This is a genomic window from Micromonospora sp. NBC_00362 (assembly GCF_026342155.1).
In the GTDB taxonomy this organism is placed as follows: Bacteria; Actinomycetota; Actinomycetes; order Mycobacteriales; family Micromonosporaceae; genus Micromonospora; species Micromonospora hortensis.
Genome location: NZ_JAPENH010000001.1, coordinates 1,607,336 through 1,633,165, shown reverse-complemented (window position 1 = coordinate 1,633,165; position 25,830 = coordinate 1,607,336). Strand labels below are relative to the sequence as shown.

Sequence of the window (25,830 nt, the reverse complement as noted above, 5' to 3'; positions counted from 1 at the left end):
CCGGCGGGGTCAGCCCAGGAGGGCCCTGGTGACGTCGGCCCGGTTGAGGGCCGCCACGCACCAGGCGAAGTGGCCGTCCTGACCCGTCGGGTCGTAGGCGTTCGCCGTGATCAGCGAGTAGGCGGCCCGGTAGACGAGCAGCGCCCCGCGGTCGTAGCCCAACCGCGCCTCGATCCGGTCGAGGAGGTCGCGTTCGATTTGCGCCGCCTCAGGCCCGTACATGTCGAAGATCGCGGCGGTGACCGCCGCGTCGAACGCCGGGTCACCCTCGGTGGTCAAAAAGCCCCAGTCCAGCACCGCGCTCGGTCGACCCGAGGCGTCGACCAGGATGTTCCCCGGAATCAGGTCACCGTGCAGCACCGCCCGCCGGCCACTGTCCACCTCGACCAGACGGCTGGTGAGCGCCGCGGCTTTCCGGTCGAAGTCGGCGACGGCCCCGCTCAGCACCTGTCGGAAACGCTCGACCCGGCGTTCGGCGAGGCGCGCGAGGGCGACCGGAAAGCCCTCCCCGGTGTTGAACAGCGGGGCAACCTCGCCCAGGACGGCCAGCTCACGGGCCGCCGGGAGACCACCGCCGGCCGCGAGCGCGGCCACGATGTCGACAACGATCGTGTACGCGGCCTCGCGGGACACCGCGCCGGCCGCGAGCGCGGCGGCCACTGTCGTGCCGGTCAGCCGCCGCTCGATGGTGACGACTCGGCCTCCCACCGATTCCACCTGCGTGATCCGCGGCACCTGGAACGGCAGCGGCTGCGCGGCCAGTGCGTCGTGGAACGCTGCCGCCCGTCGGGACGACTCGGCCGAACCGGCGAACCAGATCTTCGCCACCCGCGAGTCGTCGACCTCGAAAACCGCGCCCTCCATGCCCTCGCCCAGCAGCTTCGGGGTGGTCGTGCCGATCCACTGCCGGAGCACAGCGGCCACCTGGTCCTCCGCGAGGTGACTCACGCCTCGGACACCTCCTCGGGCTCGGCGACCCAGGCGGAGAAGACCGGCACCCCGTGCCACGGGCCGGTGACGCCGTCGGCCCCGGCGTCGGTGGCGACGGCCACCACCGCGTACGGGTGGCCGAAGCGCAGCTCGGCGGTGCGGGCCACGCCCTCCGGCGGCATGCTGGTGATCCCGGCCATGCCGGTCACCGCCGCCGCCTCGAAGCCGTACCTGTCGAACCGGGCCACCGCCGTCTGCCATGCCTCGAAGCGCTCCACCGGCAGCGCCAGCGCCGTCGCGAGCGTGTCCACCGCGGCGGCGAAGCCGAGCGCCGGGGCGGTCAGGTCATGGTCGTTCCGAGCGGACCAGCAGGGCAGGACGGCGGTGTGCCGCTCTTCGCGGCCGTCGCGCGCCCAGGTGTGTACCCGTTCCTCGGTCAGCGTCCACAGCGGAGTCTCGCCGAGCGGCAGGTCGAACAGCGCGCGACTGCCCTCCGGTGGCGCGCCGTCGGCCGCGCCGGCGCTCAGGTCGTACGCAGTGGCCAGCACCTCGGCCGGTGGCACCTGCGGCGCGGCGGCCACCGAGAGGACGACCAGCCCCGCGCCGTCGGTCGTCTCGGCGGGTGCGGCGTGCACGATCACGTCACCGGCCCGCGCTGTGGACACGATGGCGCAGTGGTGGCCATGGCTCGGGCTGCGTAGTGCCCGCCGTAGTTGGCCGGCCCACGGGCTGTTGGCGCCGAGCGCGCGTGCGTCGGCGACGTCGAACGGGTTCGCCCAGGACACCCGGGTGGCCAACGCGCTGGCCAGGATGAACACCACGTCCCAATCGACCTCCAGGGGGAACGTCTCGATCAGGCCGAGGCTGTGCTCGCGCGCCCAGGCGTCCAACCCGGCCTGATCGGGCAGTGCGCCGACCTCGGTCGTGCTGGGCAGCGCGGCCCGCCACGCCGCCGGCCCGCCGTCGCCCTGCCCCGTTCGGTGCCAGAGCGCGGTGGCGGACCCGACCAGCGGGTGCGGCGCCTCCAACAGTGTTCGGGCCACCTCGGCCGCGCTCGGCAGGTCGGTGCCCAGCGCCTGCGCCAGCTTCGCGGCGGCTCTGTCCGCTACGGCCGGATCGCTGTCGGCCGTGGTGGCAGTGACAGCGAGCAGCAGCCAGGCACCGAGCGGGGAGGCGACGTGGTGTCCGTCGCCGGCCGTGGCGTGCAGCCGCGCGGCGTACGCGGAGAGCGGCCCGTGCAGATCGGTCCTCATGTCCCCACTCTGCCCGCCGGCCCCGCTCATGACCACAGCTCGAACGGCTCGTCGATCTCCGCGCCGGCGAGGAACGGGGTGATCAGCCGGGGGAGCTGCCCGGGATAGAACCGTTCCCGACTGGCGACCACCGCCGGCAACGGCCACCAGCGGAAGCCGAAGTAGTCCTCCCGCTCGTAGTCGAGCCGGTGCGCCTCGTCCACGTCCGGGCCGGGGCCGGCCAGCCGTACGGCGACGACAACCTCGTCCTGGACGTGCCGCAACTGGCGGTGCAGGAAGCTCGCCCGCCGCCGCCAGTTCGGCGCACCAACCTCGTCGGCGGTGATCACGATGCCGGTCTCCTCCCGCAGCTCCCGCACCGCCGTGTCGCGATAGGTCTCACCGGGATCCATGCCCCCGCCCGGCAGCTCCCACCAGGTGCCCAGCCGGGCGTGGTCCGGGTCGCGGGTGTGAAACAGCAACACCCGGTCGGCGCCGTCGGTGACCACCACCCGCACCGCGCGTCGCTCCAGGATCGGCAGGTCACGGGGCAGCTCGTTCATGGAGCCAGTCTGTCGTACCGCCCTCTTCGGCGGCGGGTAGGCTGCCCGCCGTGGCTGGTCTGTTGAGGAATGTCGCGGCGCGTATCTCCCGGGTCGGTGCGGTGATCCCGTCGCCCCGGCGTACCGGGCCGGCGCCCGCGCAGGTGGCCCGCCGCCGTCAGGTGAGCGCCCTGCAGCGTCGGGAGCTGACCTACGCTCCGGAGCGGGACGGTCAGGCCGACCCGGGCGAGATCGTCTGGACGTGGGTGCCGTACGAGGACGACCCCCGCCAGGGCAAGGACCGGCCGGTGCTGGTCGTCGGGCGGCACAGCCGGACCCTGTTCGGGCTGATGCTGTCCAGCCAGAGCGAGCGGGACGGGCAGCGGCACTGGTTCGCGCTCGGGCCGGGTGAGTGGGACCGCGACAACCGGCCGAGCTGGGTCCGGCTGGACCGGGTGCTCACCATGCGCGAGGACAGCATCCGCCGGGAGGGCGCCGTGTTGGACCGGCCCCGCTTCGACCGCGTCGGGCAGGCGTTGCGCGCCGGCTACGGCTGGCGCTGACCGCGCGGCGAGCAACCCCGGCAGTGGGGTAGCCCCACAGTGAGGCACCTGGCGGCGAGATCTATTCGCGGCCCGGCCCGACCGCGGCACCCTTCGTGTCCGGCGGCGGGTACGGCTGGTCGGCGAGGAGTCGGGCCAGGTGTGCGGTGTTGAGCGCCAGGGCCTTCGTGGTGCGGCCGGTGGTGTCGGGCTTGGGGCCGGCGTCGCGGTAGTCCACGGTCTGCAGTGCCTCCCCGACCCAGTAGGTCGCGGCGGGGGCGGCGATGGTGAACCCGACCTCGTTGAGCGCCTGCTGCACCTCGCCGATGGTGTGGTGGGCACCGTCCTCGTTGCCGACAACGGCGACACCGGCCACCTTGCCGTAGGTGAGGAGTCGGCCCTCGGCGTCGGTCTCGGAGAGTTCGGCGTCGAGGCGTTCGAGGACCATCTTGCAGACGCTGGAGGGTTGGCCGAGCCAGATCGGCGTGGCGATGATGAGCACCTGGGCTGCCATCAGCTTGTCGCGGATCGCCGGCCAACCGTCGCCGTCGCCCTCGTCCGTGGACACCCCGAAACGCACGTCGTGATCGACGACCCGGATCATCTCGCCCTCCACGCCCTGCACTGCCAACTCGGCGAGCACTTCCCGACCGAGCTGATCGGCGCTCGACGGCGCAGGCGACGGCTTGAGGGTGCAGTTGAGTACGAGGGCGCTGATGGTCGCCACGTCGGTTCCTCTCGGCGGTCATGATTCGGGTACTGGTTTCCCATACCCGGATAGGACGTCTCAGAACGCCCCGGCGGCCGGCAAAACCGCTGGGTCGGTGGCCGGAGCGCTGGCATGGTGTTCCGCATGGTGCAGGACGTCGCACGGCAGGTGGCCGAACAGGTACGGGCGGGCTTCGGCCTGCGCCTGTCCACGATGGAGCCGGTCACCTCCGGGGCGGACCAGCACGCCCGACTGTGGCTCGCTCGGGACGCCGACGGCTCTCGGTACGCGGTCAAGCTGAGCGGTGGCGGCACCTCGGCCGGCCTGGTCGTGACGGCGTACCTGGCCGAACAGGGGGTGCCGGGCATCGCCGCGCCGCTGCGGGCCGACGACGGACGGCTGTCGATCGACAACGACGGCCGCCGCCTCTCGGTGGTCCCATGGGTCTCCGACCGGCGAGCGCTCGACGGCCCGATGACCGGCGCGCACTGGCGCGCGTACGGCGAGGTGCTGGCCGCCGTGCACGAGGTGCCGGTGACCGACGACCTGAGCCGGCTGCTACCGGCGGGCGGCGCCGCGTACCCCTCGATCGTGACCGCAACCCGCGCGATGGCCGCGCGGCTGCGCGACCCGGACCCGGTCGACCTCGCGGACCCGCTGGTGATGGAGCTGGCGGGGGTGTGGTCCGCGGCGGCCGACCGGCTGGGGGTGCTGATCCGCGAGGTCGAGCACCGTGCCGTCGACCAGCGTGACCGGCCCGGCGCGAACGTCGTTTGCCACGGCGACCCGCACCTGGGCAACCTGCTGCTCGGCGCGGACGGGCGGGTCTGGCTGATCGACTGGGATGACGCGGTGCTCGCCCCGCCCGAGTGCGACCTCATGTTCGTCCTTGGCGGGGTGCTCGCCTTCGCGCCGATCACTGCCGAGCAGCAGCAGGCAGTGCTCGCCGGCTACGGCAGGACCGACGTCGACCTGGTGCGCCTGGCCTGGTTCCTCGCGGTCCGCGCGCTGGACGACCTCAGCGACTGGACCCGCCAGGCGTTGGACCTCGACGCCGAGGCGGCCGACCGGGATCGGGCGGCGCGGATCGTGCGAGGGCTGCTGTCACCGGTGGGTCTGGTCACCCTCGCCGATGCGGCACTGCGCGGTCTCGACCGGCGGCGCGTCGCGGGCCCGGCGTCCGTTCAGGGCGGCCACCACGCGGAATAGGGCTGAACGGTCAGCGCTCGCCGAGGAACGCGCTGTCGACCAGTTGGCGGGGCGATCGGGTGCCACCGAGGCTCTTCGCCTGGTACATGGCCGCGTCGGCGCGGCTGAGCGCGTCGGTGAGCTGGGCCGGGCCGCTCACCGGGGCGAGCCCGACGGACGCGGTGACCCGGACGCTGCACCCGCTCAGCCGGATCGGCGCGGCGACGGTCTCGCTGAGCCGGCGGGTGGAGTGCTCGATCCAGCGCCGGTCGACGGTGGGGCTGGAGAGCAGCCCGGCGAACTCGTCGCCGCCGAGGCGCGCCACGAGGTTGTCCCCGGCGAAGCCGGCGAGGCGTTCGGCAACGCTGATCAGCACCTGGTCGCCGGCGGCGTGCCCGTACCGGTCGTTGATCTGCTTGAAGTCGTCCAGGTCGAGCACCACGGCGATCAGCGGCTGGCCGGCGGCGTCGGTGAGCAGGGCGGCTGCCAGACGGTAGAAGGCGCGTCGATTGGGCAGCCCGGTGAGCGGGTCGTGACTGGCGGCGTGCCGTTCGGCGGCAAGCTCTGCCTGGAGGTGACCGATCTCGGCCTCGGCGCGCACCGCCCGCCGGCGTAGTTGCCAGGAGGAGAGCAGCGCGCCCGCCGCGCAGACGCCGGAGGCGACACTCATCGGATCCGGCACGAACCCTCCCATCGCCGCGACCGCCTCCAGCCTTCGGTTGACGCGGCACGCCGCGTCGGGCCCAGTTTTGCCTGATCGTTGCCCGTGTGGGGGTAACACAAAGTGAACGGATGGGCACCGATCATGTGCGTTATCATGCTCGCCGTCGGATGCAGATGCAATAGCAGATGCACGTGCAGAACCGTCCAATGTCGATACCGCACCTCCTCGCCGTCACCGCTCCTCCCACGGCCACCGGCGGGCTCGTAACAGAAAGACGCCCCCATGCAGCAGCCACCCAATGGCGTACCGATCCACCAGTTGCCTCCGCTGAGCTGGCAGAAGAGTCGCCGCAGCAACCCCAGCGGCAACTGCGTCGAACTGGCCGAACTGCCCGAGGGAGCGGGCATCGCGGTCCGCAACTCACGACACCCGGAAGGGCCGGCGCTGATCTACACGGTGGATGAGATCGCCGCCTTCGTTCTCGGTGCGCGGGACGGAGATTTCGACCACCTGATCAACTGACCGTCCGGGGGTGGGTCGTCCCGGCGACGGGACTTATTCACCGGCGCGGAGGAGTTCACCTCACTGTCGGTCCATGGCATGCTTACACGTCGGCCGGGCCGGGGCGCCCGGCCGTCGTGGGTCGGTGTCCGGAGGTCCGCACGTGACGATGGTTCCCGCCGAGGGTGGCCCGACAACCGGGCCGACCGTGCTGCGCATGCTGCTCGGCGCCCAACTGCGCCGCCTTCGGGAGTCCAGCGGGGTGACCCGGGAGGGCGCCGGCTGGGAGATCCGCTCCTCCGAATCCAAGATCAGTCGAATGGAGCTGGGCCGGGTCGGCTTCAAGGAGCGCGACGTCGCCGACCTACTGACCCTCTACGGCGTCACCGAGGACCACGAGCGTGACGCGCTGCTCAAGCTCGCGCGGGACGCCAACAGCCCCGGCTGGTGGCACCGCTACGGCGACGTGCTGCCCTCCTGGTTCCAGTCGTACCTGGGCCTGGAAGCGGCCGCCGCGCTGATCCGCAGCTACGAGGTGCAGTTCGTGCCCGGCCTCCTGCAGACCCGGGAGTACGCCCGGGCGGTCGTGCTGCTCGGGCACGGCGCGGCCGGTCCGGGCGAGATCGACAGACGTGTCGCGCTGCGGATGCAGCGTCAGCAGTTGCTCCACCGGCAGAACCCGCCGCAGCTCTGGGCCGTGGTGGACGAGGCGGCCCTGCGCCGGCCCATCGGTGGCGCCGAGGTCATGCGCGGTCAGCTCACCGCGCTCATCGAGGCGACCAAGTCGCCCCACATCCGGTTGCAGGTCATCCCGTTCGCCGCTGGTGGCCACGCCGCCGCTGGCGGCGCCTTCACCATCCTGCGCTTCGGCGACCAGGAGCTTCCGGACATCGTCTACATCGAACAGCTCACCAGCGCCATCTACCTGGACAAGCGCGACGATCTGGATTACTACGCGGTGGCCATGGAGCGGCTCTGCGTCGAGGCCGAGCCGCCGGAGCGTACGGCGGAGATCCTCGGCGACTTGCTGGACGACCTCTACCCGGCCTGACTGCCGACCGCGACGGCCCTGGCCTGGTCAACGACCGTGGACAGTGGGCCGGAGTCAGCCCGCCTGCCCTGACCGCTCGAGCCCTCAGCGGAAGACTCTCAGCGCACGTATTGACCGACGCCGACCGGCCGAGCTAGTCTCTGTATCGATACAGACTGGATCGATGCAGAGAGGTGCCGGTGAAGCCAACACTGCAAGCCGTGGCCGACGCCGTCGGTGTCTCGCGCAGCACCGTGTCCAACGCCTACAGCCGCCCCGACCAGCTCTCCGCCGCCCTGCGCGAGCGAATCCTGGACGCCGCCCGGCAACTCGGGTACCCCGGCCCCAACCCCACCGCGCGCTCCCTGCGCCGAGGTTTCGTCGGGTCGATCGGGGTGCTGTTCACCTCGCAACTGTCGTACGCCTTCACCGACCCGTTCGCGGTCCGCTTCCTGGCCGGCGTCGGCGCGGCGGCCGAGCGGCACGGCACCAGCATGCTGCTGGTGCCGCTGCCCCCGGCGGTGACCGACGCCCGACAGGCGGTGGAGAACGCCGCCGTCGACGGGTTCTGCGTCTACTGCGTCGCCGACGAGGACTGGGCGTTGGACGTGATTCGCCAACGCGGGCTGCCGTTCGTCAGCACGGCCGCCCGCGACGACGCCAGCGACGACGAACGGTTCGTCGGCATCGACGAGCGGGCCGCCGCACGCAGCGCCGCCGCGCACGTCGCAGGGCTCGGGCACCGTCGGGTGGCGCTGCTCGCCGACTCCGTGCTGCCCGACGCGCCGGCCGGCCCGCTCACAGTGACCGGGGTCGACCAGGTGCCGCATCCGACCACCCGAGGTCGGCTCAGCGGGTTCGCCGACGCCTTCGCCGAGGTCGGCGTCGGCTGGGCCGAGCTGACGCTGGTCAACGTCCCCGGCAACAGTCGCCCGGCGGCAGCCGCGGCCATCGCCGGGCTGTTCGACCAACCCACGCCGCCGACCGCCGTGCTGGCCGGCTCCGACGTCCTCGCGCTCGGTGTGCTGGACGCCCTGGCCGCACGGCCGGCCCATGATCGTCCAACCGTCTCGGTGACCGGCTTCGACGACGTCCCCGAGGCCGCCGCGGCCAATCTGACCACCGTCCGGCAACCGGCCGAGGAGAAGGGCCGGATCGCCGCCGAACTGCTGCTCGACCCGCCCGCGGACGTCGCGGCCGGTCACGTACTGCTGCCCACCGCACTCATTGTCCGGGGCTCCACCGGACCTGTCCCGAGGAGTTGACCATGGAACTTCCCACCGGATACATCACCGCGCTCGACGCCATGAACCGGCACGTCAACTCGGCCCGACCGGACGCTCCGGTCCAGGTCGAACACCCCCGCCGGGCCCTGCTCGCCCCGACCCGGCAGGCCACCGCCCTCGCCCTGCGCCGGCTCGCCGACCGCATCCAGCCACGACCGCTGCCCGCCACCCCGCGCTGCTCCTGACCCGCACCAATCCCATTCCGGTACGCACGGGACGAACAGTGTGGGTCCGGGCACGCAGAGTGGTCGACGGCGGTGTTGCCAGGCAGACTGGTGAAGCCATGTCGCCGCTCACGCCCACTCTCCGCCTCCACGACCGCTACGTACTGCACGAGCGGATCGGTCTCGGTGGCATGTCCGAGGTGTGGCGGGGCGACGACGAGGTGCTCGGGCGGCCGGTCGCGATCAAGGTGCTCGCCGGGCAGTTCGCCACCGACCCACAGCTGCGGGCCACCATCCAACGCGAGGCCCGTGCGGCCGCCCGGCTGACCCACCCACACGTGACCCAGGTGTACGACTACGCCGAGGCGACCCTGGCCGGCGGCGTCGTGGTCCCGTACCTGGTGATGGAACTCGTCGACGGTCACAACCTGGCCGACCGGCTGCGGACCGGGCCCCTGCCCTGGCCGGAGGCGGTCCGGGTGGCAGGGCAAATCGCCGCCGCGCTGGCCGCCGCGCACCGCATCGGCGTCGTGCACCGCGACGTCAAGCCCGGCAATGTCATGCTCACCGACACCGGCGCCAAGGTGCTCGACTTCGGCATTGCCGCGCTCGGCGGCCTCGACAGCCAGTCCGGCGAACCCCTGATGGGTACCCCCGCCTACTTCGCCCCGGAACGGCTGACCGCCGGCCCGCCCGACCCGGCGAGCGACGTGTACGCCCTCGGCGCACTGCTCTACCGCACCCTCACCGGGCGGGCGCCACTGCCCGTGCAGAGCTGGGAGGACGCGCTGGAAGTGCACCGGCGCGGTACCCCGGTGCCGCCGCTGCGGGTGCCCGGCCTTCCCGCCGACATCGCCGAGCTGACCGTCGCCAGCCTGGCCGCCAACCCGGCCGACCGGCCGAGCGCCGCGCACCTGGCCCGCCGCTTCGGTGCCGGTCAGCCGGTCGAGCCACCCACCGAGCTGCTGCGCATCCGACCGGCCGCCCACCCGCCCACCCTGATCGACCGGTCGATGGTGGCCCGCCCCGTCCCGGCACCCGCCGCACCGGCCCGACGCCGGTCGCGTCGGCCTCTCGCCGTGCTCGCCGCGGCCGTGCTGGCCGTGCTGATCGGCGTCGGCGTCCTGTTCGTGGAGAATCCGCTCGGCAACCCGGGCACACCCGACCCGGCCGAGATCGCGGCCGCGCCGTCGACCTCCGCCCCGGCTCCCGCGCCCACGACACACTCGCCGACGCCGGCCGCACCGTCGCCAACACGCCCCACCGCCAGCACCGCGCCCCCGACCATCGGGCAGCAGCTACCGGTCAGCTTCCGGGAGGTGAGCAGCGAGTTCGCCGCCGTCCTCGCCACCGCTGTCGCCCGCGGTGACGTCGACCCGAAGACCGCCGAAGATCTGCGTGACGACCTGGCCGACCTCAACCGCCGCACCAGGGACCGCGCCAAGCGCGTCGGCGACCTACGGGACCACATCGCCGAGCTGGTGCGGCGGGACCGTCTACCAGCGCAGACGGGCGCGAAACTGGACGCTTTGCTCAGCCGGGCCGACGCCTTCTCCACCAGCCGTACGGACGACTGATACTGCCGTCGATACCGCTGGCATGATGTCCCGATGCGGACACGTCTGATCTTCGTGCGACACGGCGAGTCGGTCCACCAGCTCGAAGGAATCATCGGTGGGCCACGTGGCTGTCGGGGCCTCACCGCCCTCGGCCACGAGCAGGCACACGACCTGGCCAACCGGCTCACCGGCGAGGTCGCCGTCGACGGGCCGGTGGCGGTCTACTCGTCCGTGCTGCGCAGGGCCGTCGAGACCGCGCAACCGATCGGTGCGGCGTTCGGCGTCCGGCCAGTGGCCGACTGTGGTCTCTGCACCTGGCACACACCCCCGTACGCCGACGGCCTGCCGACCGCCCTCTTCCGCACCGACCACGCGGTGGCGGGCGGCGGTGTGTTCCGACCCTTCGAGGAGGGCAACGAGAGCTGGGCCGAGCTGGTGGTCCGCGTCAGCCGCGCGATCATGGAGATCGCCCACCGGCACCGGGGCTCCACAGTGGTCCTGGTCGGCCACAGCGAGACCGTCGAGGGCGCGTTCCACGCGCTCGCCGCGCAGCCGGTCTTCCGGGCGTTCGACCTGGACGTGCCACCGGCCTCGATCACCGAATGGACCACCGACCACGACCCCGGCGGTTGGCCGCCGGCCCGCTGGACGCTGCGCCGCTTCGCCGACACCGGCGGGTGGGCCAGGGGATGATCCGGGCCGCACCGCGCGCGACCAGCTTGGGCATGCGGTGGCGCTAGTCGGCGGCCAGGATCTGCTCGCGCAGGATCTCCGCGTGCCCGCAGTGCTGGGCGAACTCGCGCAGCACGTGCAGGTAGACCCAGCGCAGCGGCAGCGGGCCGCGCCGGTTGCCGCGAAGCAGGTCGTCGAGGCCCAGGCTGGACGTGGCGCGGCGGGAGGCTTCGCAGGCTTCCCGGTGCGCGCGCTGGACGGTGGCGATCGTGTCGGCGTCGTCGAGGATGAACGACTCGTCCGGCGTGGCGGGGATGCCGATCTCCGAGCGGGGTCGACAGGTGACGGCCTCGTCGAACCAGACCTTCTCCACGAACGCGGCGTGCTTCACCAGACCCAGCAGCGTCGTCCGGGACGGCACCAACGACCGGCGCGCCTGCTCCTCGGTCAGCCCGTCCAGGTAGCCGTTGAGCGCCCTGCGGTGCTCGTCGATGAACGCCTCGAACTGCGCCTGGGCCGACTGGCCGACCACATCATCGGCGAAGGTCGGAGGAAAGGAGGTCATCCCGGAAGCATTTCAAGGTCATCGCCGCTGCGCAAACAGCACACTCAGCCGAAGGAGAGAAGAGCACCGCGCTCGTCGAAGCGGGCGGTGCCCGCCCAGGCGATCTCCCAGCGGTTGCCCTCCGGGTCGGCGATGTAGCCGGAGCGCCCACCCCAGGACCGGTCGGTCGGCTCCGCCACGACCGTCGCGCCTGCCGCGACGGCGGCTCCGAACGCCGTGTCGACCTCGTCGCGGCTGTCGACGTTGCAGGCCAGCGTGACCCCCGACCAGCCACCGGCCGGCGCTGGTACTCCCGGCGCCGCCTCGGCGGCCAACTCCGCCAGCGGGTAGAGCGCCAACAGCACACCACCGAGCAGGAAGCCCGACCAGCCGTCGTCACTGGCCGGAAGCTCGGGCCACCCCAACGACCGATAGAACGACCGCAGCGCGGCGACATCGCGCGCTCCCAGTGTGACCACTGACAGTCGGGAGGGGACGGTGCTCATGGGCCGATCCTGCCCGAGACGTACGACAGGTGCCAGGAGTCGCCGTTCAGTCGGCGCGGCCGGAGAAATGGTCGGCAAGCACCGGTGCCAGCACGTCAACCGAAACACCGTGCCACTCGCCGGGCAGCGTCCGGTGCCGCCCCGCTGGCAGCGCTTCGGCCACCCCCTGTGCCCAGCCGTGCAGCCGTGCGTCGCTCTGCGCGCTGTCGAGCACCAACGTCGGGATCGTGAGTGCGGTCAGTGCCTCGGCAGGTAGGGCCGTGAGCAGGGTGAGGTCGTACACCAGGGTGTGCGCCAAGGCCTCCATGGCCGGCCAGCCCGGCCCGTCGCGCATCCCGTCGACGAACTCGGCGGGCACACCGATGCTGCGCTGGAAATGCAGCATCGCATCACCCGGACGGCCGGCGGCGACCAGTTCGGTGATGTCCGCGGCCAGGCCCGGATCGCCAGTCGACTGCTCGTCCTGCGTGAACGGCGGCTCCAGCAGGGCCAGCCGGGTGACCGACAGGCCGCCGGTCGCGGCGAGGAGCGCCAGCACCGCCCCCGAGGAGAAACCGTAGAGGGCTGCCGAACCGCCGGACGCGCCCTCGATCAGGGCCTGTAGATCCTCGACCTCCCGCTGTGGCGCGTACGGAGACGTGTCGGAACTCTGCCCCCGGCCCCGCCGGTCATAGGCCAGCACTGTGAACTCCTCGGCCAGGTGGGCAGCCAGCGACCTCATCGGGCCCATCTCGCGGAACCCGCCAGCCGCATCCACCAGGATCACCGCGGGACCGGCGCCGCTGCGCTCGTAGGCGATGGTGGTGCCGTCCGCCGAGCGGACCGTGCCGGTCGTCGTGGCCTCGGCCATGCGCTCCTCCTCGTGTCGGTGACACTGCCGCACGCTAGGGGATGGGTCCGACGTCGACCGCCCAGTCACCCGATGCTGACGCTAAGCGATTCGCCCGGTCCAGTGTCCGCGCGGGCGTACACCTCGCCGTCCGGCGTCCAGACACCCGAGCGCCCCGCCGCCTCGGTGTAGCCACCGCCGGTCGACCCGGCGAAGCTCGCCACCGCCACCCAGACCCGGTGCGCCGTGGCGATCCGGTGCGCCCGCTGGTCTATCACGGCGGCGTCGCGGGCCGACTCCAGGACGCCCGCCGCGTACACGTCGATCCCGAGCGCCGCCGTCCGGTCCGCATGCGCGGCCACGCCGGTGTCCTTGCAGATCGCCAGCCCCAGCCGCCAACCGTCCACATCCAGCACGACCGGCGCGTCGCCGGGCCGGAAGCGACGGGCCTCCGCGTCCCCCAGCCACATCTTCCGGTACGCCACCGTCGCACCGCCGCCGGTAACCGCCAGCATCGCGATGTGGTCACCGGTGACCGGCGCACCGACCAGGGCCAGCGCACCCGCCTCGGCGCACGCCTCGACCAGCGGCGCCAACCGCGGGTCGTCGACCGACACGACCGGCGCGTCCAACTCGTACCCGGTCAGCGACAGCTCCGGAAAGACCACCACTCGGGCGCGCGCCGCGCGGACCGCGGCGGCGTGCGCCCGCGCGTTTACCGCGACATCCAGGGGTACGCACGGCGGCTGGACCACGGCGAGCCGCAGCGGGGTGCGGCTCTCCACACCCCCACCGGTGTGGTCGACTCGCGCGGTCGGGCGGTCGGCCCCATGGTCGGCTCTCAGGATGACTTCGTAACGTGGGCGCATGATTCGAACGTCCCACGCCGTGTTCGCCACCGGAACCCCCGCCGCCGCAGCGGAGCCACCACAGGACGGGATCGTCGGCTACGTCACCGACCTGGTGGAACGACTCGGCGGGCCGGGTGCCGGCCTGGCGGTGGCGTTGGAGAACCTCTTCCCGCCGATCCCCAGTGAGGTGATCCTGCCGCTGGCCGGGTTCGTCGCCGCGCAGGGACGGATGAGTCTGGTCGGTGCGATCTTCTGGACCACGCTGGGTTCGGTGGTGGGCGCGCTCGCGCTCTACCTGATCGGCGCGGCCCTGGGGCGCGACCGGATGCGCGCCATCGTTTCCCGGCTTCCGCTGGTCAAGCTCAGCGACGTGGACCGGACCGAGGCGTGGTTCCTGCGGCACGGTGTGAAGGCGGTCTTCTTCGGCCGGATGATCCCGATCTTCCGGAGCCTGATCTCCATCCCGGCGGGCGTGGAGCGGATGCCGGTGACCACGTTCCTGCTCTACACCACGCTGGGCAGCCTGATCTGGAACACCACATTCGTGCTCGCCGGCTACCTGCTGGGCGACAACTGGCACCTCGTCGAGGGCTACGTCGGCACGCTTCAGAAAGTGGTGATCGTGGTCTGCGTGGCGGCGGCCGTCTGGTTCGTCGGGTCCCGCGTGCTGAAAGCCCGCCGCGCCGCCCGCAACCCCGAGCCGACCGAACCCGAGCAGAGCGAACTGGACGGGATGCCCGACCCGGGGGGTCGCGGCACCCTCTACCGAAGCGGCTCGTGGGCCTCGGACGAGCGATAGCCCCCTCTTCTTCTCCTCCACCCCACGCGCCACACCCCGGGGTCGCGTGCGGGCGGGTCAGATGACGCAGAGCAGGAGAAGAGGCGTGGTGCGGAAGGCGGGCGAGATGGTGGGGGAGCGGCGGACCGGCAGGCGGTGGCTTCGGCTGCCGCTCGGCGTCGCCGTCGGCATCGCGACGGCCGCCGTCGAGTTCGCCTTCCTCGCCGTCGCGGCCGCCGCATCCAGCGTGCGCGCTGTCGCGCCTGCGGCCGGCCATCGGGTTGCCGGCCTGACCGACCGGTACGGGGGGCGGCTGGTGCGGATGGAACATCGCCGCCTCGTCGGGCTGCTCGCCGCGGAGGATCTGCCCGCGCCGATCACCGTGGCGACCCGGCGGCAGCTCGGGTACCTGGCCGCCCGACTGTTACCCGGCACGCTCGGCCTGCTGGCGTACGCCGTGCTCGGCGTCGGCGTGGTGCTGGCCGGGATCGTGCTGCGCGCGGCGGTGCGCGGAGAGCTGACACTCCTCGACGCCCTGTCCCAGATCGGCGTCGGGGCGGTGCTGTTGCTGCTCAACGTTCAGGCCGTTGCCAGCATCGCCGCGCTGGACATCCGGCTGGCCCGACGACTGCTCGGGCCGGGAAGTCGGGCGGAGCTGACGCGGCGGGTCCACGAGCTGACCACCAGTCGGGCCGGGGTCATCGCCGCGGTCGACGCCGAACGGCAGCGCATCGAACGCGACCTGCACGACGGCCTCCAACAGCGGCTGGTGGCCCTCGGCATGCTGCTCGGCAGAGCCCGGCGCGCCCGCGACGCCGACCGCACACACGCACTGCTCGCCCAGGCGCACGAGGACGTGCAGCGGGCCATCGAAGAGTTGCGCGAGGTGGCGTGGCGGGTCTACCCGTCAGCACTGGACGACAGCGATCTGGGCGAGGTCCTGGCCATCGTCGCCCGCGGATCCGAGGTGCCCGTGCGGATCCGCTGCGAGCTGCCCGTCCGCCCCGAGCGGCAGGTCGAGACGGTGCTGTACTTCGTGGCCTGCGAGGCGCTCACCAACGCCGCGAAACACGCCGCCGCTACCCTGGTCACTGTCGACATCGGAGTACGGGATGGGTGGATCCGAATGCGCGTACACGACGACGGCATCGGCGGGGCGGAACCGACCGGACGCGGGTTGTCCGGACTGGCGCGACGGGTCGCCGCGCTGGACGGCCGGCTGCTGGTGACCAGCCCCGCCGGCGGTCCGACGACAGTGCTGGCGCAGCTGCCGTGCGGCTAGTCCTCGCCGAAGACTCGACGCTGCTCCGGGAGGGCCTGACGCGGCTACTCGCCGACGAGGAGCACGAGGTACTCGCGGCGGTCGCGACCGCCGACCAGCTTGTCGAGGCGGTCGGACGATCCCGTCCCGACGTGGTCGTCACCGACGTCCGAATGCCACCCAACCACACCGATGACGGGCTACGGGCCGCCCTGGAGATCCGTCGTCGGTGGCCCGACACCGGAGTCCTCGTGCTCTCCCAGTACGTGGAGCGGCGTTACGCCGGACGGCTGCTCGCGGACCGTCCCGAGGGAGTCGGCTACCTGCTCAAGGACCGGGTCGCCCAGGTGGACGACTTCCTCGACGCACTCGACCGGGTCGCCGCCGGAGGCACCGCCCTCGACCCGGAGGTGGTCCGTCAGGTGGTGGCCGGCTCGACCCGACCCGACCCGTTCGGTCGGCTCACACCGCGGGAACGGGACGTGTTGCACGAGATGGCACAGGGGCACACGAACCTTGCCATCGCCCAGCGGCTGCATGTATCGCAGAGCGCAGTCGAGAAGCATGTCAACGCCATCTTCGACAAACTCGACCTCGTACACACAACGGGCTACAGCCGGCGAATCCTCGCAATCCTGCGCTACCTGGGCTCGTAGGCCGGGCATCCTCGTAGTCCGGGCACCCTCGTAGTCCGGGCATCCTCGTAGGCCGGGCACCCTCGTAGTGCGGGCATCCTCGTAGGCCGGGCGCGGCGGCCGGTCCAGCCTGCGGAATCAGGGGCCGTGCAGGTGCGGGCCGGGCAAGCCATGCGGGTCTGGGGCCGTGCAGGCGCGGACCAGGCAAGCCATGCGGGATCGGACGCCGGGCACGCGGGGGCCGGGCCCGGCATGATCGACTCGGGTTCCTTGATGTCGGGGTGTCCCGGCGTCCGGGATGCCCCGCCTTCCGTGAACCCGAGTGGATCAAGCGGGTGAGGGGCGATTAGGCGCCAGGGGTTCCGGTGGGTGTGGGTGGTTTGGTCGTTGGTGGGGGTTTGTGGGGTGTGGTCGGGCGCACTCGTGGGCCGGAATCATGGCCGGGCCGGGGTCGTTACACACCCTGACGATCGCAGCACCACCGACCGGCCGCCCGACCCCGAGGGCTGGTCGCGCCGGGTTGGAATGCCGATCCGCGCTCGGTCGTTACGACCCCCACGAACGACCGCAGGCGCCGCCGCGATGAGGGTGCCGACGGGTGGGCCGATCCCGGAATGACCCCGGCCCCCCGGTCGTTGCAGTCCCCACGAACGACCGCAGGCACCGCCTCGACGAGGGTGCAGGCAGGTGGGCCACCCCGGAATGACCCCGGCCCCCGGGTCGTTACAGAGGGTCCCGGCGCCACGAGCCCCCCGGCTCGGCAGGTCGCCGACCCGACGCCCCACACGGTGTCACCCCCCAAGACTTTTTCCCCGTTGTTAGTTGCAGCGCCGGACGAGGTGCTCACACCCATCAACCGCCGTTCCCCCCATTTTGGCGGTGTGGGTGTTCTACCCCCGAAGGAGCTACCCCCATGAACACGATCTTCCGTAAGAGCATGCTGTCTGTTGCTGGTCTCGCGTTCGCCGGTGGTGTGTTCGCCGGCCCGATCGCCGCCCACGCCAACCCGGTGGATGCCAAGCCGGTCGCGGTCACCGTGCAGTCGGCGGCGCCGAAGTCGGAGGGCGACCAGTCCCACATCAGCCTCAACGACGAGCAGACCGCGAACGTGAAGGCGATCATCGCCGCCGCGAAGAAGGCCGGCCTGCCGGAGCGGGCCGCGGTCATCTCGATCGCGACGAGCCTGCAGGAGTCCAAGCTGGAAAACCTGGGTCACCTGGGCGACCTGAACGACCACGACTCGCTGGGCCTGTTCCAGCAGCGCCCGTCCAGTGGTTGGGGCACGCCGGAGCAGATCACCGACCCCGCCTACTCCACCACCGCGTTCCTCAAGGGCTTGAAGCAGGTCGACGGGTGGCAGGACATGGCCCTGACCGACGCCGCGCAGACCGTACAGGTCTCGGCGTACCCGGACGCCTACGCCCAGTGGGAGCAGCAGGCCGCTGACCTCGTCGGCCAGCACTGGAACAGCTGACCCGCGTCACAGCACCACCGCAGCACCGCACCACGGCACGGCACGGCACGGCACGATGACAGCAGGACACCGACCGCTGGCCGGCACCCGCAACCCCGGGTGCCGGCCAGCGGCACTTCCGTCTCCATGTGCGGCAGATACATAGTCGCTGGTCGCGGATCGCCGCGCCGCCGGGTGCCGCCGGAAGCGGATGCCGCGCTGCCAGAAGCGGATGGCGCGGTCCGGTCACCAGCAAATCTTGGACGGTTTCCGTTCTGCCGTAACGGAAACTGTCCAAGATCTCGTGGGTTCTAGCCGAAGGGTGGCGCGTTGGCGGGTGTTGTGGTCGTGAGGCGACCGCTGTCCAGCGATGGGACCCGGCGGCGGGCGGCCCGGCAGCGATGGGACCCGGCGCCGGAGCGGCCCGGCGCCGGAGCGGCCCGGCGCCGGAGCGGCCCGGCAGCGATGGACCCGGCGGCGGAGCGGCCCGGCGGCGATGGGACCCGGCGGCGGAGCGGCCCGGCGGGGCAGTGTTACCGCCACGCGGCGGGACGGCCGGGCGGTGCGATCGGATGGGTGGGCTGGGTGGAGCCGGGGAACAACGCGGGGTGCGGGCTGGTTGTGGAGGGTGTCGGTGTGACTCAGTGTCCCCGGGCCTCACCTAATATCGCCTTCGCGGAATACCGTTCGGCTGGAGCCGCGTCGTGCCACTCGCCGAGAGGCGACCTGCACACCGACACCAGCGCCGCCCCCGGCCCACCGGCTGGGGGCGGCGCTGTCTGTGCTCATCCGTCAGAGCGTCGCGGCACAATGTCCGGATGACTGACGCCCAGCCGTGGTCCGAGCAGTCGGGCGTACTCGTGCTCCCCAGTGGGGCGACGGTGCGCGGACGCCGCGTCGCTGACGCGGCCCCGCCCGCCGACTTCGCCGTGCTGCTGGCACCTGGTCCGGAGCCGGCCTGGCCGCACCGACGGATCCGGTGGCCCGATTTCTGGGTGCCGCTCGACCCTGCCGAAGCCCTCGACGTCCTGCGGGAGGCGCTGCGACGGGCCCACGACGGTGAACGTGTCGAGGTGGCCTGTCGGGGTGGGGTGGGTCGTACCGGAACGGCCCTGGCCGCACTCGCGATCCTCGACGGTCTGCCGGTCGAGCGGGCGGTGCCGTGGGTGCGGGCCGGCTACCACCCGAAGGCGGTGGAGACCCCCTGGCAGCGGCGCTGGCTGCGCCACGTCACCTGACACCGCCGCCGCCGGTGCGCCGCCGCCGGTGCGCCACCGGCGGTGTCAGCCCTGGCCGACCACCGCCGGGTTGACGTACTCGCGGAGGTGCTTGGCGGTGAGGGTGTCGCCGGTGGCGACCAGTTCGGCCGGTGTGCCGGTGAAGACGATGCGGCCACCGTCGTGACCGGCGCCGGGGCCGAGGTCGATGAGCCAGTCGGCGTGTGCCATGACCGCCTGGTGGTGCTCGATGACGATCACCGTGTTTCCGGCGTCGACCATCCGGTCGAGCAGGGCCAACAGTTGGTCCACGTCAGCCAGGTGCAGGCCGGTGGTCGGCTCGTCCAGGACGTACGTGGTGGTCTTCTCGGCCAGGTGGATGGCGAGCTTGAGTCGTTGCCGCTCCCCGCCGGACAGGGTGGTCAGCGGCTGGCCGAGGCTGAGGTAGCCCAGCCCGACGTCGACCAGCCGACCGAGGATGACGTGCGGGAAGTACGCGTACGCCTCGGTGACCGACATGGTCAGCACCTCGTGAATGTTCTTGCCGCGCAGCGTGTACGTGAGCACCTCGTCGGTGAAGCGTCGCCCCTCGCACCGTTCGCAGACGCTCGCGACGCCGGCCATCATCGCCAGGTCGGTGTAGATGAGCCCGATTCCCTTGCAGGTCGGGCAGGCGCCCTCGGAGTTGGCGCTGAACAGCGCGGCCTTGACCCCGTTGGCCTTGGCGAAGGCGGTGCGGATCGGGTCGAGCAGCCCGCTGTAGGTGGCGGGGTTGCTGCGCCGTGAGCCGCGGATCGGGGACTGGTCGACGATGACGACCCCGGACCGGCCGCGCAGCGACCCGTGGATCAGTGAGCTCTTGCCGGAGCCGGCCACGCCGGTGACCACTGTGAGGACCCCGAGCGGGATGTCCACGTCCACGTCGTGCAGGTTGTGCAGGTCGGCCTGGCGGATGGCGAGTTGCCCGGTCGGCCGGCGCACGTCGGAGCGCAGTGTCACCCGGTGGTCCAGGTGCCGCCCGGTGAGCGTGTCGGAGCGGCGCAGGCCGGGGATGTCGCCGGTGAAGCAGATCCGACCGCCGTCGGTGCCGGCGCCCGGTCCGAGGTCGACCACGTGGTCGGCGATGGCGATGGTCTCCGGTTTGTGTTCCACCACCAGCACGGTGTTGCCCTTGTCGCGCAGCCGCAGCAGCAGGTCGTTCATCCGGGCGATGTCGTGCGGGTGCAGGCCGACGGTGGGTTCGTCGAAGACGTACGTGACGTCGGAGAGGCTGGAGCCGAGGTGCCGGACCATCTTCACCCGTTGCGCCTCGCCGCCGGAGAGGGTTGCCGACTCGCGGTCCAGGCTGAGGTAGCCCAGACCGATCTCGACCAGGGAGTCCAGCAGGTCGCGGAGGTTGGCGACCAGTGGCGCGGCCCCGGGGTCGTCGACGGTGCGGGCGAACGCGGCCAGGTCGCTGATCTGCATGGCCGAGCAGTCGGCGATGGTGAGCCCGGCGATCCGTGATGACAGGGCCGCCGCGTTGAGTCGCGTGCCGCCGCAGTCGCCGCAGCTGGTGAAGGTGACCGCCCGGTCGACGAAGGCGCGGATGTGGGGTTGCATCGACTCGCGGTCCTTGCTCAGAAGGAGCCGCTTGACCTTGACCGCCAGCCCTTCGTACGTCCAGTTGTTGCTACCCACCTTGATCTTGGTGGCCGGCTTGTGCAGGAAGTCCTCCCACTGTTGCGGGGTGAAGTCCTGGAGTTTGACGTCCGGGTCGAACAGGCCGGAGCCGACGATGGTCTGCCAGTACCAGGAGTCGACAGCGAAGTTGGGCACGGTGATCGCGCCGTCGTTGAGGGAGCGCTCGACGTCGACCAGCTCGTTGACGTCGAGGTCGGAGACCCGGCCCAGCCCCTCGCAGGTGGGGCACATGCCCTCGGGCAGGTTGAAGCTGAACGCCCCGGCGCCGCCGATGGACGGCTGGCCGAGGCGGCTGAAGAGGATCCGCAGCATGGCGTACGCGTCGGTGGCGGTGCCGACGGTGGAGCGGGAGTTGACCCCCATCCGCTCCTGGTCGACGACGATGGCCGCGCTGAGGTTGCGCAGCGAGTCGACGTCCGGACGGTTGAGGTTCGGCATGAACGACTGGAGGAACGCGCTGTAGGTCTCGTTGATCATGCGCTGGGACTCGGCGGCGATGGTGCCGAAGACCAGCGACGACTTGCCCGACCCGGAGACGCCGGTGAAGACGGTCAGCCGGCGTTTGGGGATGTCGACCGAGACGTCGGCGAGATTATTCTCCCGCGCTCCGCGTACCTCGATCATGTCGTGGCTGTCGGCGGCGGACCATGCTGGCTGCGACATACGAACCCTTCACGGAATCGTGGCGGGACTTTGCCCCGCCGGGCACTGGCGGGTTCCATTGTCTCATTCATCCCCATGTAGACAGTTCTGGTGAACTCCGAGCGCGCACCGAAGCACTACGCCCCGTAAAGTCTCAAATCACGTCGTAAGCGGTACGGTGGCTCGCGTGGACGTCGCCTCGAAGGATCGGCTGCGCGCCGTGGACCTGGCGGCCACCGTCGGGATCTCGGTGCAGCAGGTGCGCAACTACGTCGAGTTGGGGGTCCTGCCTCCGGTGCGCCGCACCGCCAGCGGCTACCGGATCTTCACCACCGAGCACGCCCGAGCGCTGACAGTGGCGCGGCGGTTGGCCGAGGGGCACGGCTGGAGCCGTACCCGGGAGATCATGGCGGCGGTGCACACGGGTGACCTGCCGGCGGCCCTGGCGGCGCTCGACGGCGGCCATGCCGAGCTGGACCGGGAACGCGCCGAGATCCGACGGGTGCTCGGCGCCTTCGAGACCGTGCTGGCCAGCCCACCCGCGGCCCGGCCCGTGCCACGCCACGGCGTCCGCATCGGCGAGGTCGCCGCCCTGGTCGGGGTCCGGACCTCACAGCTGCGGCTGTGGGAGGAGCGCGAGCTGCTGCGGCCGGGCCGCACCCCGGGCACCAACTACCGGGTGTACGACGAGGCGGAGCTTCGCGCGGCGCAGGTCATCGCGTTGCTGCGCCGGGGCGCGTACCCGTTCGAGATCATCGCCGCGGTGCTGGGCGAGCTGCGGACCACCGGGAGCGCCCAGCGGGTCCGCGCCGAGTTGGGCCGCCGCGAGCAGGAGCTGCACACCCGCAGCCTGCGCCGGCTGCGGGGTAGCGCCGCGCTGCACGACTACCTATGCGGTCGCGGCGACGCGAGTTGACCGGCATCCCGTCCCGCCGGGCGATCTTCCTGACTAGGGTCGGGCACATGAGAGCTGCGCTGCTGGCGGCCACGACGTCCGCCGTCCTGCTCGCTCCCGTGCCGGTCGGTGCGACGGGAGCGTCCGCCGCGCCGACGGTGCGCTGCCCCCGGGTCCCGGCGCCGGCGGCGTCCCGCCCACCCCGGCCGTCGCCTCCACCCGCCGTTCCCGAGCAACGGACGATCGGCGGCGCGGCGCTGGACACGGCCGGCCTGGTCGTGCCGGCCGGCGTCGTCGCGCCACCCAGGGTCACCGCCACGTCGTGGCTGGTCGCCGACCTGGACAGCGGCCAGGTGCTCGGCGGCTGCGGCCCCCACGAGTACGGCACACCGGCGAGCGTGCAGAAGCTCCTGCTGGCGGCCACGATGATGCCCAAGCTCGACCCGAGGCAGACGGTCACCGTCACCGACGCGGACATGAACATCGAACCCGGCTCCTCGGCCGTGGGCCTGGTCGCGGGCGGCCGGTACACCATCGAGACCATCTGGCTCGGGTTGCTGCTCAACTCCGGCAACGAGGCCGCCAACGCGCTGGCCCGACTCGGCAGCGGGACGGACAGCGCCGCCGGCGTGCGCGCCATGAACGAGCAGGCGCACCACCTCGGCGCCCTCCAGACGCACGCGGTCACCCCGTCCGGGCTGGACGGCGAGGGGCAGTTCACCAGCGCGTACGACCTGGCGCTGATCGCCCGTTCCTGCTTCGCCGAGCCGAACTTCCGTCGGTACGCGCTGACCGAGCAGACGTCGATTCCGCCCCAGCCGGCGCAACGCACCAAGGGCTTCGAGATCCAGAACGAGAACCAGCTCATCTACCGGTACCCGGGGGCGCTCGGCGGCAAGACCGGCTTCACCGATCTGGCCCGGCACACCTACGTGGGGGCGGCGGAACGCGGCGGGCGGCGGCTGGTGGTGACACTGCTGGGCGCCGAATCGGCACCGGTACGCGGCTGGGAGCAGGGTGCGGCCCTGCTGGACTGGGGTTTCACAGTGCCCCGGGACGCCGCCGTGGGTCGGCTGGTCGAGCCCGGCGAGCTGACCGCCACCCCCTCGGCGGTGCCGTCCGCGCTGGCGGCACCCGGCGCGCCCCGGCCGGCGGCGGCCAGTGGGCCCGCGCGTACCGGCTCGGAGTGGCTCTGGTCGGTGACCGCGGTGAGCGGCGCGACGGTGGTGGCGTTGTTGGGCGGCCTGCTGTGGCGGCGTCGCCGCCGGATGCTCTGACGGATCGACATCGGGCGCTGCCGTCCATAGACTCCGGTCTTTCTGGCACCACCAGTCCAGGAGGATCCCTGTGTCGAGTGAACTCGAACCGCGCCCCGCAGTGGCGGCACCCCGCCGGCCGGTGCGCGCCCTGACCCGCCTCGCGGGGGTGACAGCGCTCGCCGGGGCGCTGGTCGTCGGCTCGTCCGCCACCGCGCTCGCCGCCCCGGGCCCGTCGGCCGACTCGGCGGGCATCTCCGCCGCGCCGCTCGTGACTGTCGACGCCGCCACCCGACCGCCGCGCACCACCCACGGCCCGTGCGCGTACACCGAGACCCCGGACGAACCCGCCGCCCGGCCGGTGCCGCTGCCGCCCGACCCGCGACGCACCCCGTCTCGGGGCAGTGTCCGGGTGACACTGGCGACCAATCACGGGCCGATCGGGTTGACACTGGACCGGGCCGCCGCGCCGTGCACGGTGCAGAGCTTCCTGCACCTGGTGCGCAAGCGGTTCTACGACCGCACCCCGTGCCACCGTCTCACCGCCTACCCGACGCTGAGCGTGCTGCAGTGCGGTGACCCGTCCGGCACCGGCGAGGGCGGCCCGGGTTACCGCTATCGCGACGAGTTGCCGACCGACCTGCCGCCCGCGCCCACCGACCCGACCGGGGAGCGCCGGGTGTACGCCCGGGGCGTGCTGGCCATGGCCAACGCCGGGCCGGACACCAACGGCAGCCAGTTCTTCCTGGTCTACGCCAACTCCGCGCTGCGTCCCCACTACACGATCTTCGGCGAGGTCGATGGCGCCGGCCTGGCCGCGTTGGACCGGATCGCCGCCGGGGGAGTGGCGCCGACCGCCGAGGACCCGGCGCCGGTCGACGGCGCGCCCGCACTGCCGGTGACCATCCGCAAGGCCGTCCGCTGGCACCACCACTGACAGCGCGGCGCGGTGGGTGACCGTCGGTTGCTCACCGCGCCCGCCGTGGGGGGCGCTCGGTCGGGCAGGACCTCGCCGGAATTTTCGGGAACGGACCGGAACCGGTCCAACCGGTTTCCGACGCAGTTCCGGCCGTCACGTCGAGGCGGGCGACCCGGTCAGCGGGGCGGCGGTGCTGTCCCGGACGACCAACTCGGTGGCGAGTTCCACCCGGGGCGAGTCAATGCCCTCGCCCTGGGCCAGGCGCAGAACGGTCCGGGCCGCCAACCGTCCCATCTCGACCAACGGTTGGCGCACTGTGGTCAGTGGCGGTGAGGCCCAGCGGGCTTCCGGCAGGTCGTCGAACCCCACCACGCTCACGTCGTCCGGCACGCGCAGCCCGCGGCGCCGGATGGCCTCGTAGACGCCGAAGGCCATCTGGTCGCTGGAGGCGAAGATGCCGGTCGGCGGGTCGGCGAGGTTGAGCAGCGCGGTCCCGCCGGCAAAACCGGAGGCGTGGTAGAAGTCGCCCGGGTAGATCAGCGCGTCGTCCACCGGCACCCCGGCGGCCTCCAGCCCGGCCCGGTAACCGTCGAGCCGGGCCCGGCTGCACAGCAGGTGCGTCGGCCCGGCCACGAAACCGATGCGCCGGTGCCCGATCGCGAGCAGATGTTCGGTCGCGGCGAGCCCGCCGGCCCAGTTGGTGGCGCCGATCGTCGGCACGTCCATGGCCGGCACCCCGGCCGGGTCCACGACCACCACTGGCACGTTGAGGCGACGCAGCTGCGCGTGCAGCGGCGGGCTCAGATGCGAGGTCACGAAGATGACGCCGTCGGTGGCCCGGGTGCGCAGGTTCTGCAACCACTGCCGAGCCGCTGTGGGCTGCCGGTGGATCGCGGAGACCACGGTGCCGACGCCCGCACCGTGCCCGACATCCTCCACCCCCCGGATGATCTCCACGGCCCAGGGGCTGTCCAGGTCGTTGAAGACCAGGTCGACGAGACCGGCACGGCGAACGCTGCGGCTGGTGCGACGCCGGTAGCCGTGGTGGCGCAACAACTCCTCGACCCGCTCCCGGGTGTCCGGGGCCACATCGGAGCGCCCGTTGAGCACCCGTGACACGGTCGGCACCGACACCCCGGCCTCCCGTGCGATCGCGGTGATGGTCACCCTGCGTCCGTCGTCCGCGCCCACCCGCGTCTCCTTCACCGAGCCGGAGGAACGACCACCAGGCGTCGCCCACCGTGTGTCCCGAAACGGCGTGCCCGTTCCACGCGTCATCTTGCCTCACCGACGGGGGTTGACGACATGCCAGGTCGATCGAAGCTTCGCTTGAGTTGCGGAA

Annotated in this window: 27 protein-coding genes; 16 read left to right on the top strand and 11 right to left on the bottom strand. The window is 72.2% G+C overall.

Translation table 11 applies throughout. From position 1 onward, the window contains the following. Positions 1-9: 9 nt before the first annotated feature. Genes OG992_RS07535 through OG992_RS07525 form a run of 3 tightly spaced genes read right to left on the bottom strand, consistent with a single transcriptional unit; the run spans position 10 to position 2,725 of the window. The gene (locus tag OG992_RS07535) at positions 10-948 is read right to left on the bottom strand and encodes a phosphotransferase family protein (protein ID WP_266302791.1); all 939 of its coding nucleotides are present in this window, start codon (positions 946-948) and stop codon (positions 10-12) included. Next, positions 945-2,183 carry a hypothetical protein gene (locus tag OG992_RS07530; protein WP_266302790.1) on the bottom strand — a complete coding sequence of 413 codons (1,239 nt, stop codon included), beginning with the start codon at positions 2,181-2,183 and terminating at the stop codon, positions 945-947. The genes OG992_RS07535 and OG992_RS07530 overlap by 4 nt, the downstream gene beginning before the upstream one ends. A 26-nt stretch (positions 2,184-2,209) precedes the next feature. Then, positions 2,210-2,725, bottom strand: coding sequence for an NUDIX hydrolase (locus tag OG992_RS07525; protein ID WP_266302789.1), 516 nt, complete (start codon positions 2,723-2,725; stop codon positions 2,210-2,212). Positions 2,726-2,775: 50 nt separating this feature from the next. Here OG992_RS07525 and OG992_RS07520 point away from each other — a divergent pair, with 50 nt between their 5' ends. Then, positions 2,776-3,267, top strand: a complete 492-nt coding sequence (locus OG992_RS07520) for a type II toxin-antitoxin system PemK/MazF family toxin (protein ID WP_030336385.1) — start codon at positions 2,776-2,778, stop codon at positions 3,265-3,267. Positions 3,268-3,328: 61 nt separating this feature from the next. On the opposite strand, the gene OG992_RS07515 is transcribed toward OG992_RS07520, so the two are convergent. Then, the gene (locus tag OG992_RS07515; RefSeq protein ID WP_266302788.1) at positions 3,329-3,973 is read right to left on the bottom strand and encodes a flavodoxin family protein; all 645 of its coding nucleotides are present in this window, start codon (positions 3,971-3,973) and stop codon (positions 3,329-3,331) included. 114 nt (positions 3,974-4,087) lie between these two features. Between OG992_RS07515 and OG992_RS07510 the strand changes: the two genes are divergently transcribed. Next, on the top strand, positions 4,088-5,164 hold the full coding sequence (locus tag OG992_RS07510) for a phosphotransferase enzyme family protein (protein ID WP_266302787.1): 1,077 nt from the start codon (positions 4,088-4,090) through the stop codon (positions 5,162-5,164). A 10-nt stretch (positions 5,165-5,174) separates the two neighbouring features. On the opposite strand, the gene OG992_RS07505 is transcribed toward OG992_RS07510, so the two are convergent. Further along, a complete protein-coding gene (locus OG992_RS07505) occupies positions 5,175-5,825 on the bottom strand; it encodes a GGDEF domain-containing protein (RefSeq protein WP_238684891.1) in 651 nt (216 codons plus the stop codon). 264 nt (positions 5,826-6,089) lie between these two features. Here OG992_RS07505 and OG992_RS07500 point away from each other — a divergent pair, with 264 nt between their 5' ends. The 6 genes from OG992_RS07500 to OG992_RS07475 all read left to right on the top strand — a co-directional run bounded on the left by OG992_RS07500 (position 6,090) and on the right by OG992_RS07475 (position 11,040). Then, complete coding sequence (locus tag OG992_RS07500; protein WP_091406718.1) at positions 6,090-6,329, top strand: DUF397 domain-containing protein; 240 nt, start codon at positions 6,090-6,092, stop codon at positions 6,327-6,329. 142 nt (positions 6,330-6,471) lie between these two features. Further along, positions 6,472-7,359, top strand: a complete 888-nt coding sequence (locus OG992_RS07495; protein ID WP_238684890.1) for a helix-turn-helix transcriptional regulator — start codon at positions 6,472-6,474, stop codon at positions 7,357-7,359. A gap of 200 nt (positions 7,360-7,559) precedes the next feature. Beyond that, positions 7,560-8,603, top strand: a complete 1,044-nt coding sequence (locus OG992_RS07490; protein ID WP_266302786.1) for a substrate-binding domain-containing protein — start codon at positions 7,560-7,562, stop codon at positions 8,601-8,603. Positions 8,604-8,605: 2 nt separating this feature from the next. Continuing rightward, positions 8,606-8,809: a hypothetical protein gene (locus OG992_RS07485; RefSeq protein WP_238684888.1), complete on the top strand. Its 204-nt coding sequence runs from the start codon at positions 8,606-8,608 to the stop codon at positions 8,807-8,809. A gap of 98 nt (positions 8,810-8,907) precedes the next feature. Then, positions 8,908-10,365 (top strand): serine/threonine-protein kinase, encoded by a 1,458-nt coding sequence (locus OG992_RS07480; protein WP_266302785.1) that lies wholly within the window; start codon positions 8,908-8,910, stop codon positions 10,363-10,365. A 33-nt stretch (positions 10,366-10,398) separates the two neighbouring features. Then, positions 10,399-11,040, top strand: coding sequence for a histidine phosphatase family protein (locus tag OG992_RS07475; protein WP_238684886.1), 642 nt, complete (start codon positions 10,399-10,401; stop codon positions 11,038-11,040). A 43-nt stretch (positions 11,041-11,083) separates the two neighbouring features. Here the strand turns inward: OG992_RS07475 and OG992_RS07470 are convergent, their stop codons facing one another. The 4 genes from OG992_RS07470 to OG992_RS07455 all read right to left on the bottom strand — a co-directional run bounded on the left by OG992_RS07470 (position 11,084) and on the right by OG992_RS07455 (position 13,683). After that, positions 11,084-11,584, bottom strand: a complete 501-nt coding sequence (locus OG992_RS07470; RefSeq protein WP_266302784.1) for a DinB family protein — start codon at positions 11,582-11,584, stop codon at positions 11,084-11,086. A 44-nt stretch (positions 11,585-11,628) separates the two neighbouring features. After that, positions 11,629-12,069: a VOC family protein gene (locus OG992_RS07465; protein WP_266302783.1), complete on the bottom strand. Its 441-nt coding sequence runs from the start codon at positions 12,067-12,069 to the stop codon at positions 11,629-11,631. 46 nt (positions 12,070-12,115) lie between these two features. Then, entirely contained in the window at positions 12,116-12,919 is an 804-nt protein-coding gene (locus OG992_RS07460; protein WP_266302782.1) for an alpha/beta fold hydrolase, read from the bottom strand. A 65-nt stretch (positions 12,920-12,984) separates the two neighbouring features. Next, positions 12,985-13,683, bottom strand: coding sequence for a carbon-nitrogen hydrolase family protein (locus OG992_RS07455; RefSeq protein ID WP_266305171.1), 699 nt, complete (start codon positions 13,681-13,683; stop codon positions 12,985-12,987). Positions 13,684-13,765: 82 nt separating this feature from the next. On the opposite strand from OG992_RS07455, the gene OG992_RS07450 reads away from it, so the two are divergent. The 5 genes from OG992_RS07450 to OG992_RS07430 all read left to right on the top strand — a co-directional run bounded on the left by OG992_RS07450 (position 13,766) and on the right by OG992_RS07430 (position 19,114). Continuing rightward, positions 13,766-14,548 (top strand): DedA family protein, encoded by a 783-nt coding sequence (locus OG992_RS07450; RefSeq protein WP_266302781.1) that lies wholly within the window; start codon positions 13,766-13,768, stop codon positions 14,546-14,548. A gap of 85 nt (positions 14,549-14,633) precedes the next feature. Further along, positions 14,634-15,809 carry a sensor histidine kinase gene (locus OG992_RS07445; RefSeq protein WP_266302780.1) on the top strand — a complete coding sequence of 392 codons (1,176 nt, stop codon included), beginning with the start codon at positions 14,634-14,636 and terminating at the stop codon, positions 15,807-15,809. After that, positions 15,800-16,444, top strand: coding sequence for a response regulator transcription factor (locus OG992_RS07440; RefSeq protein ID WP_266302779.1), 645 nt, complete (start codon positions 15,800-15,802; stop codon positions 16,442-16,444). Before OG992_RS07445 ends, OG992_RS07440 begins: the two co-directional genes overlap by 10 nt. 892 nt (positions 16,445-17,336) lie before the next feature. Continuing rightward, complete coding sequence (locus OG992_RS07435; RefSeq protein ID WP_266302778.1) at positions 17,337-17,897, top strand: hypothetical protein; 561 nt, start codon at positions 17,337-17,339, stop codon at positions 17,895-17,897. 797 nt (positions 17,898-18,694) lie between these two features. Beyond that, positions 18,695-19,114 carry a protein-tyrosine phosphatase family protein gene (locus tag OG992_RS07430; protein ID WP_266302777.1) on the top strand — a complete coding sequence of 140 codons (420 nt, stop codon included), beginning with the start codon at positions 18,695-18,697 and terminating at the stop codon, positions 19,112-19,114. 45 nt (positions 19,115-19,159) lie between these two features. On the opposite strand, the gene OG992_RS07425 is transcribed toward OG992_RS07430, so the two are convergent. Beyond that, the gene (locus tag OG992_RS07425; RefSeq protein WP_266302776.1) at positions 19,160-21,439 is read right to left on the bottom strand and encodes an excinuclease ABC subunit UvrA; all 2,280 of its coding nucleotides are present in this window, start codon (positions 21,437-21,439) and stop codon (positions 19,160-19,162) included. A 166-nt stretch (positions 21,440-21,605) separates the two neighbouring features. Between OG992_RS07425 and OG992_RS07420 the strand changes: the two genes are divergently transcribed. From OG992_RS07420 to OG992_RS07410, 3 genes are all read left to right on the top strand, one after another. Next, entirely contained in the window at positions 21,606-22,334 is a 729-nt protein-coding gene (locus OG992_RS07420; RefSeq protein WP_266302775.1) for a MerR family transcriptional regulator, read from the top strand. Positions 22,335-22,381: 47 nt separating this feature from the next. Further along, positions 22,382-23,590 (top strand): D-alanyl-D-alanine carboxypeptidase family protein, encoded by a 1,209-nt coding sequence (locus tag OG992_RS07415; RefSeq protein WP_266302774.1) that lies wholly within the window; start codon positions 22,382-22,384, stop codon positions 23,588-23,590. A 232-nt stretch (positions 23,591-23,822) separates the two neighbouring features. Beyond that, positions 23,823-24,506 (top strand): peptidylprolyl isomerase, encoded by a 684-nt coding sequence (locus OG992_RS07410; RefSeq protein WP_266305170.1) that lies wholly within the window; start codon positions 23,823-23,825, stop codon positions 24,504-24,506. 135 nt (positions 24,507-24,641) lie between these two features. Here OG992_RS07410 and OG992_RS07405 read toward each other — a convergent pair whose 3' ends face one another. Then, a complete protein-coding gene (locus tag OG992_RS07405) occupies positions 24,642-25,679 on the bottom strand; it encodes a LacI family DNA-binding transcriptional regulator (RefSeq protein ID WP_238682695.1) in 1,038 nt (345 codons plus the stop codon). Positions 25,680-25,830 lie beyond the last annotated feature (151 nt).

What these genes read in the sequence shown, in the direction of transcription:
- OG992_RS07510 (WP_266302787.1), top strand. Translation starts at nt 4,088, where the DNA reads ATGGTGTTCCGCATGGTGCAGGACGTCGCACGGCAGGTGGCCGAACAG.
- OG992_RS07470 (WP_266302784.1), bottom strand. Translation starts at nt 11,584, where the DNA reads ATGACCTCCTTTCCTCCGACCTTCGCCGATGATGTGGTCGGCCAGTCG.
- OG992_RS07485 (WP_238684888.1), top strand. Translation starts at nt 8,606, where the DNA reads ATGGAACTTCCCACCGGATACATCACCGCGCTCGACGCCATGAACCGG.
- OG992_RS07475 (WP_238684886.1), top strand. Translation starts at nt 10,399, where the DNA reads ATGCGGACACGTCTGATCTTCGTGCGACACGGCGAGTCGGTCCACCAG.
- OG992_RS07425 (WP_266302776.1), bottom strand. Translation starts at nt 21,439, where the DNA reads ATGTCGCAGCCAGCATGGTCCGCCGCCGACAGCCACGACATGATCGAG.
- OG992_RS07430 (WP_266302777.1), top strand. Translation starts at nt 18,695, where the DNA reads ATGACTGACGCCCAGCCGTGGTCCGAGCAGTCGGGCGTACTCGTGCTC.
- OG992_RS07525 (WP_266302789.1), bottom strand. Translation starts at nt 2,725, where the DNA reads ATGAACGAGCTGCCCCGTGACCTGCCGATCCTGGAGCGACGCGCGGTG.
- OG992_RS07465 (WP_266302783.1), bottom strand. Translation starts at nt 12,069, where the DNA reads ATGAGCACCGTCCCCTCCCGACTGTCAGTGGTCACACTGGGAGCGCGC.
- OG992_RS07480 (WP_266302785.1), top strand. Translation starts at nt 8,908, where the DNA reads ATGTCGCCGCTCACGCCCACTCTCCGCCTCCACGACCGCTACGTACTG.
- OG992_RS07500 (WP_091406718.1), top strand. Translation starts at nt 6,090, where the DNA reads ATGCAGCAGCCACCCAATGGCGTACCGATCCACCAGTTGCCTCCGCTG.
- OG992_RS07435 (WP_266302778.1), top strand. Translation starts at nt 17,337, where the DNA reads ATGAACACGATCTTCCGTAAGAGCATGCTGTCTGTTGCTGGTCTCGCG.
- OG992_RS07460 (WP_266302782.1), bottom strand. Translation starts at nt 12,919, where the DNA reads ATGGCCGAGGCCACGACGACCGGCACGGTCCGCTCGGCGGACGGCACC.
- OG992_RS07450 (WP_266302781.1), top strand. Translation starts at nt 13,766, where the DNA reads ATGATTCGAACGTCCCACGCCGTGTTCGCCACCGGAACCCCCGCCGCC.
- OG992_RS07415 (WP_266302774.1), top strand. Translation starts at nt 22,382, where the DNA reads ATGAGAGCTGCGCTGCTGGCGGCCACGACGTCCGCCGTCCTGCTCGCT.
- OG992_RS07530 (WP_266302790.1), bottom strand. Translation starts at nt 2,183, where the DNA reads ATGAGGACCGATCTGCACGGGCCGCTCTCCGCGTACGCCGCGCGGCTG.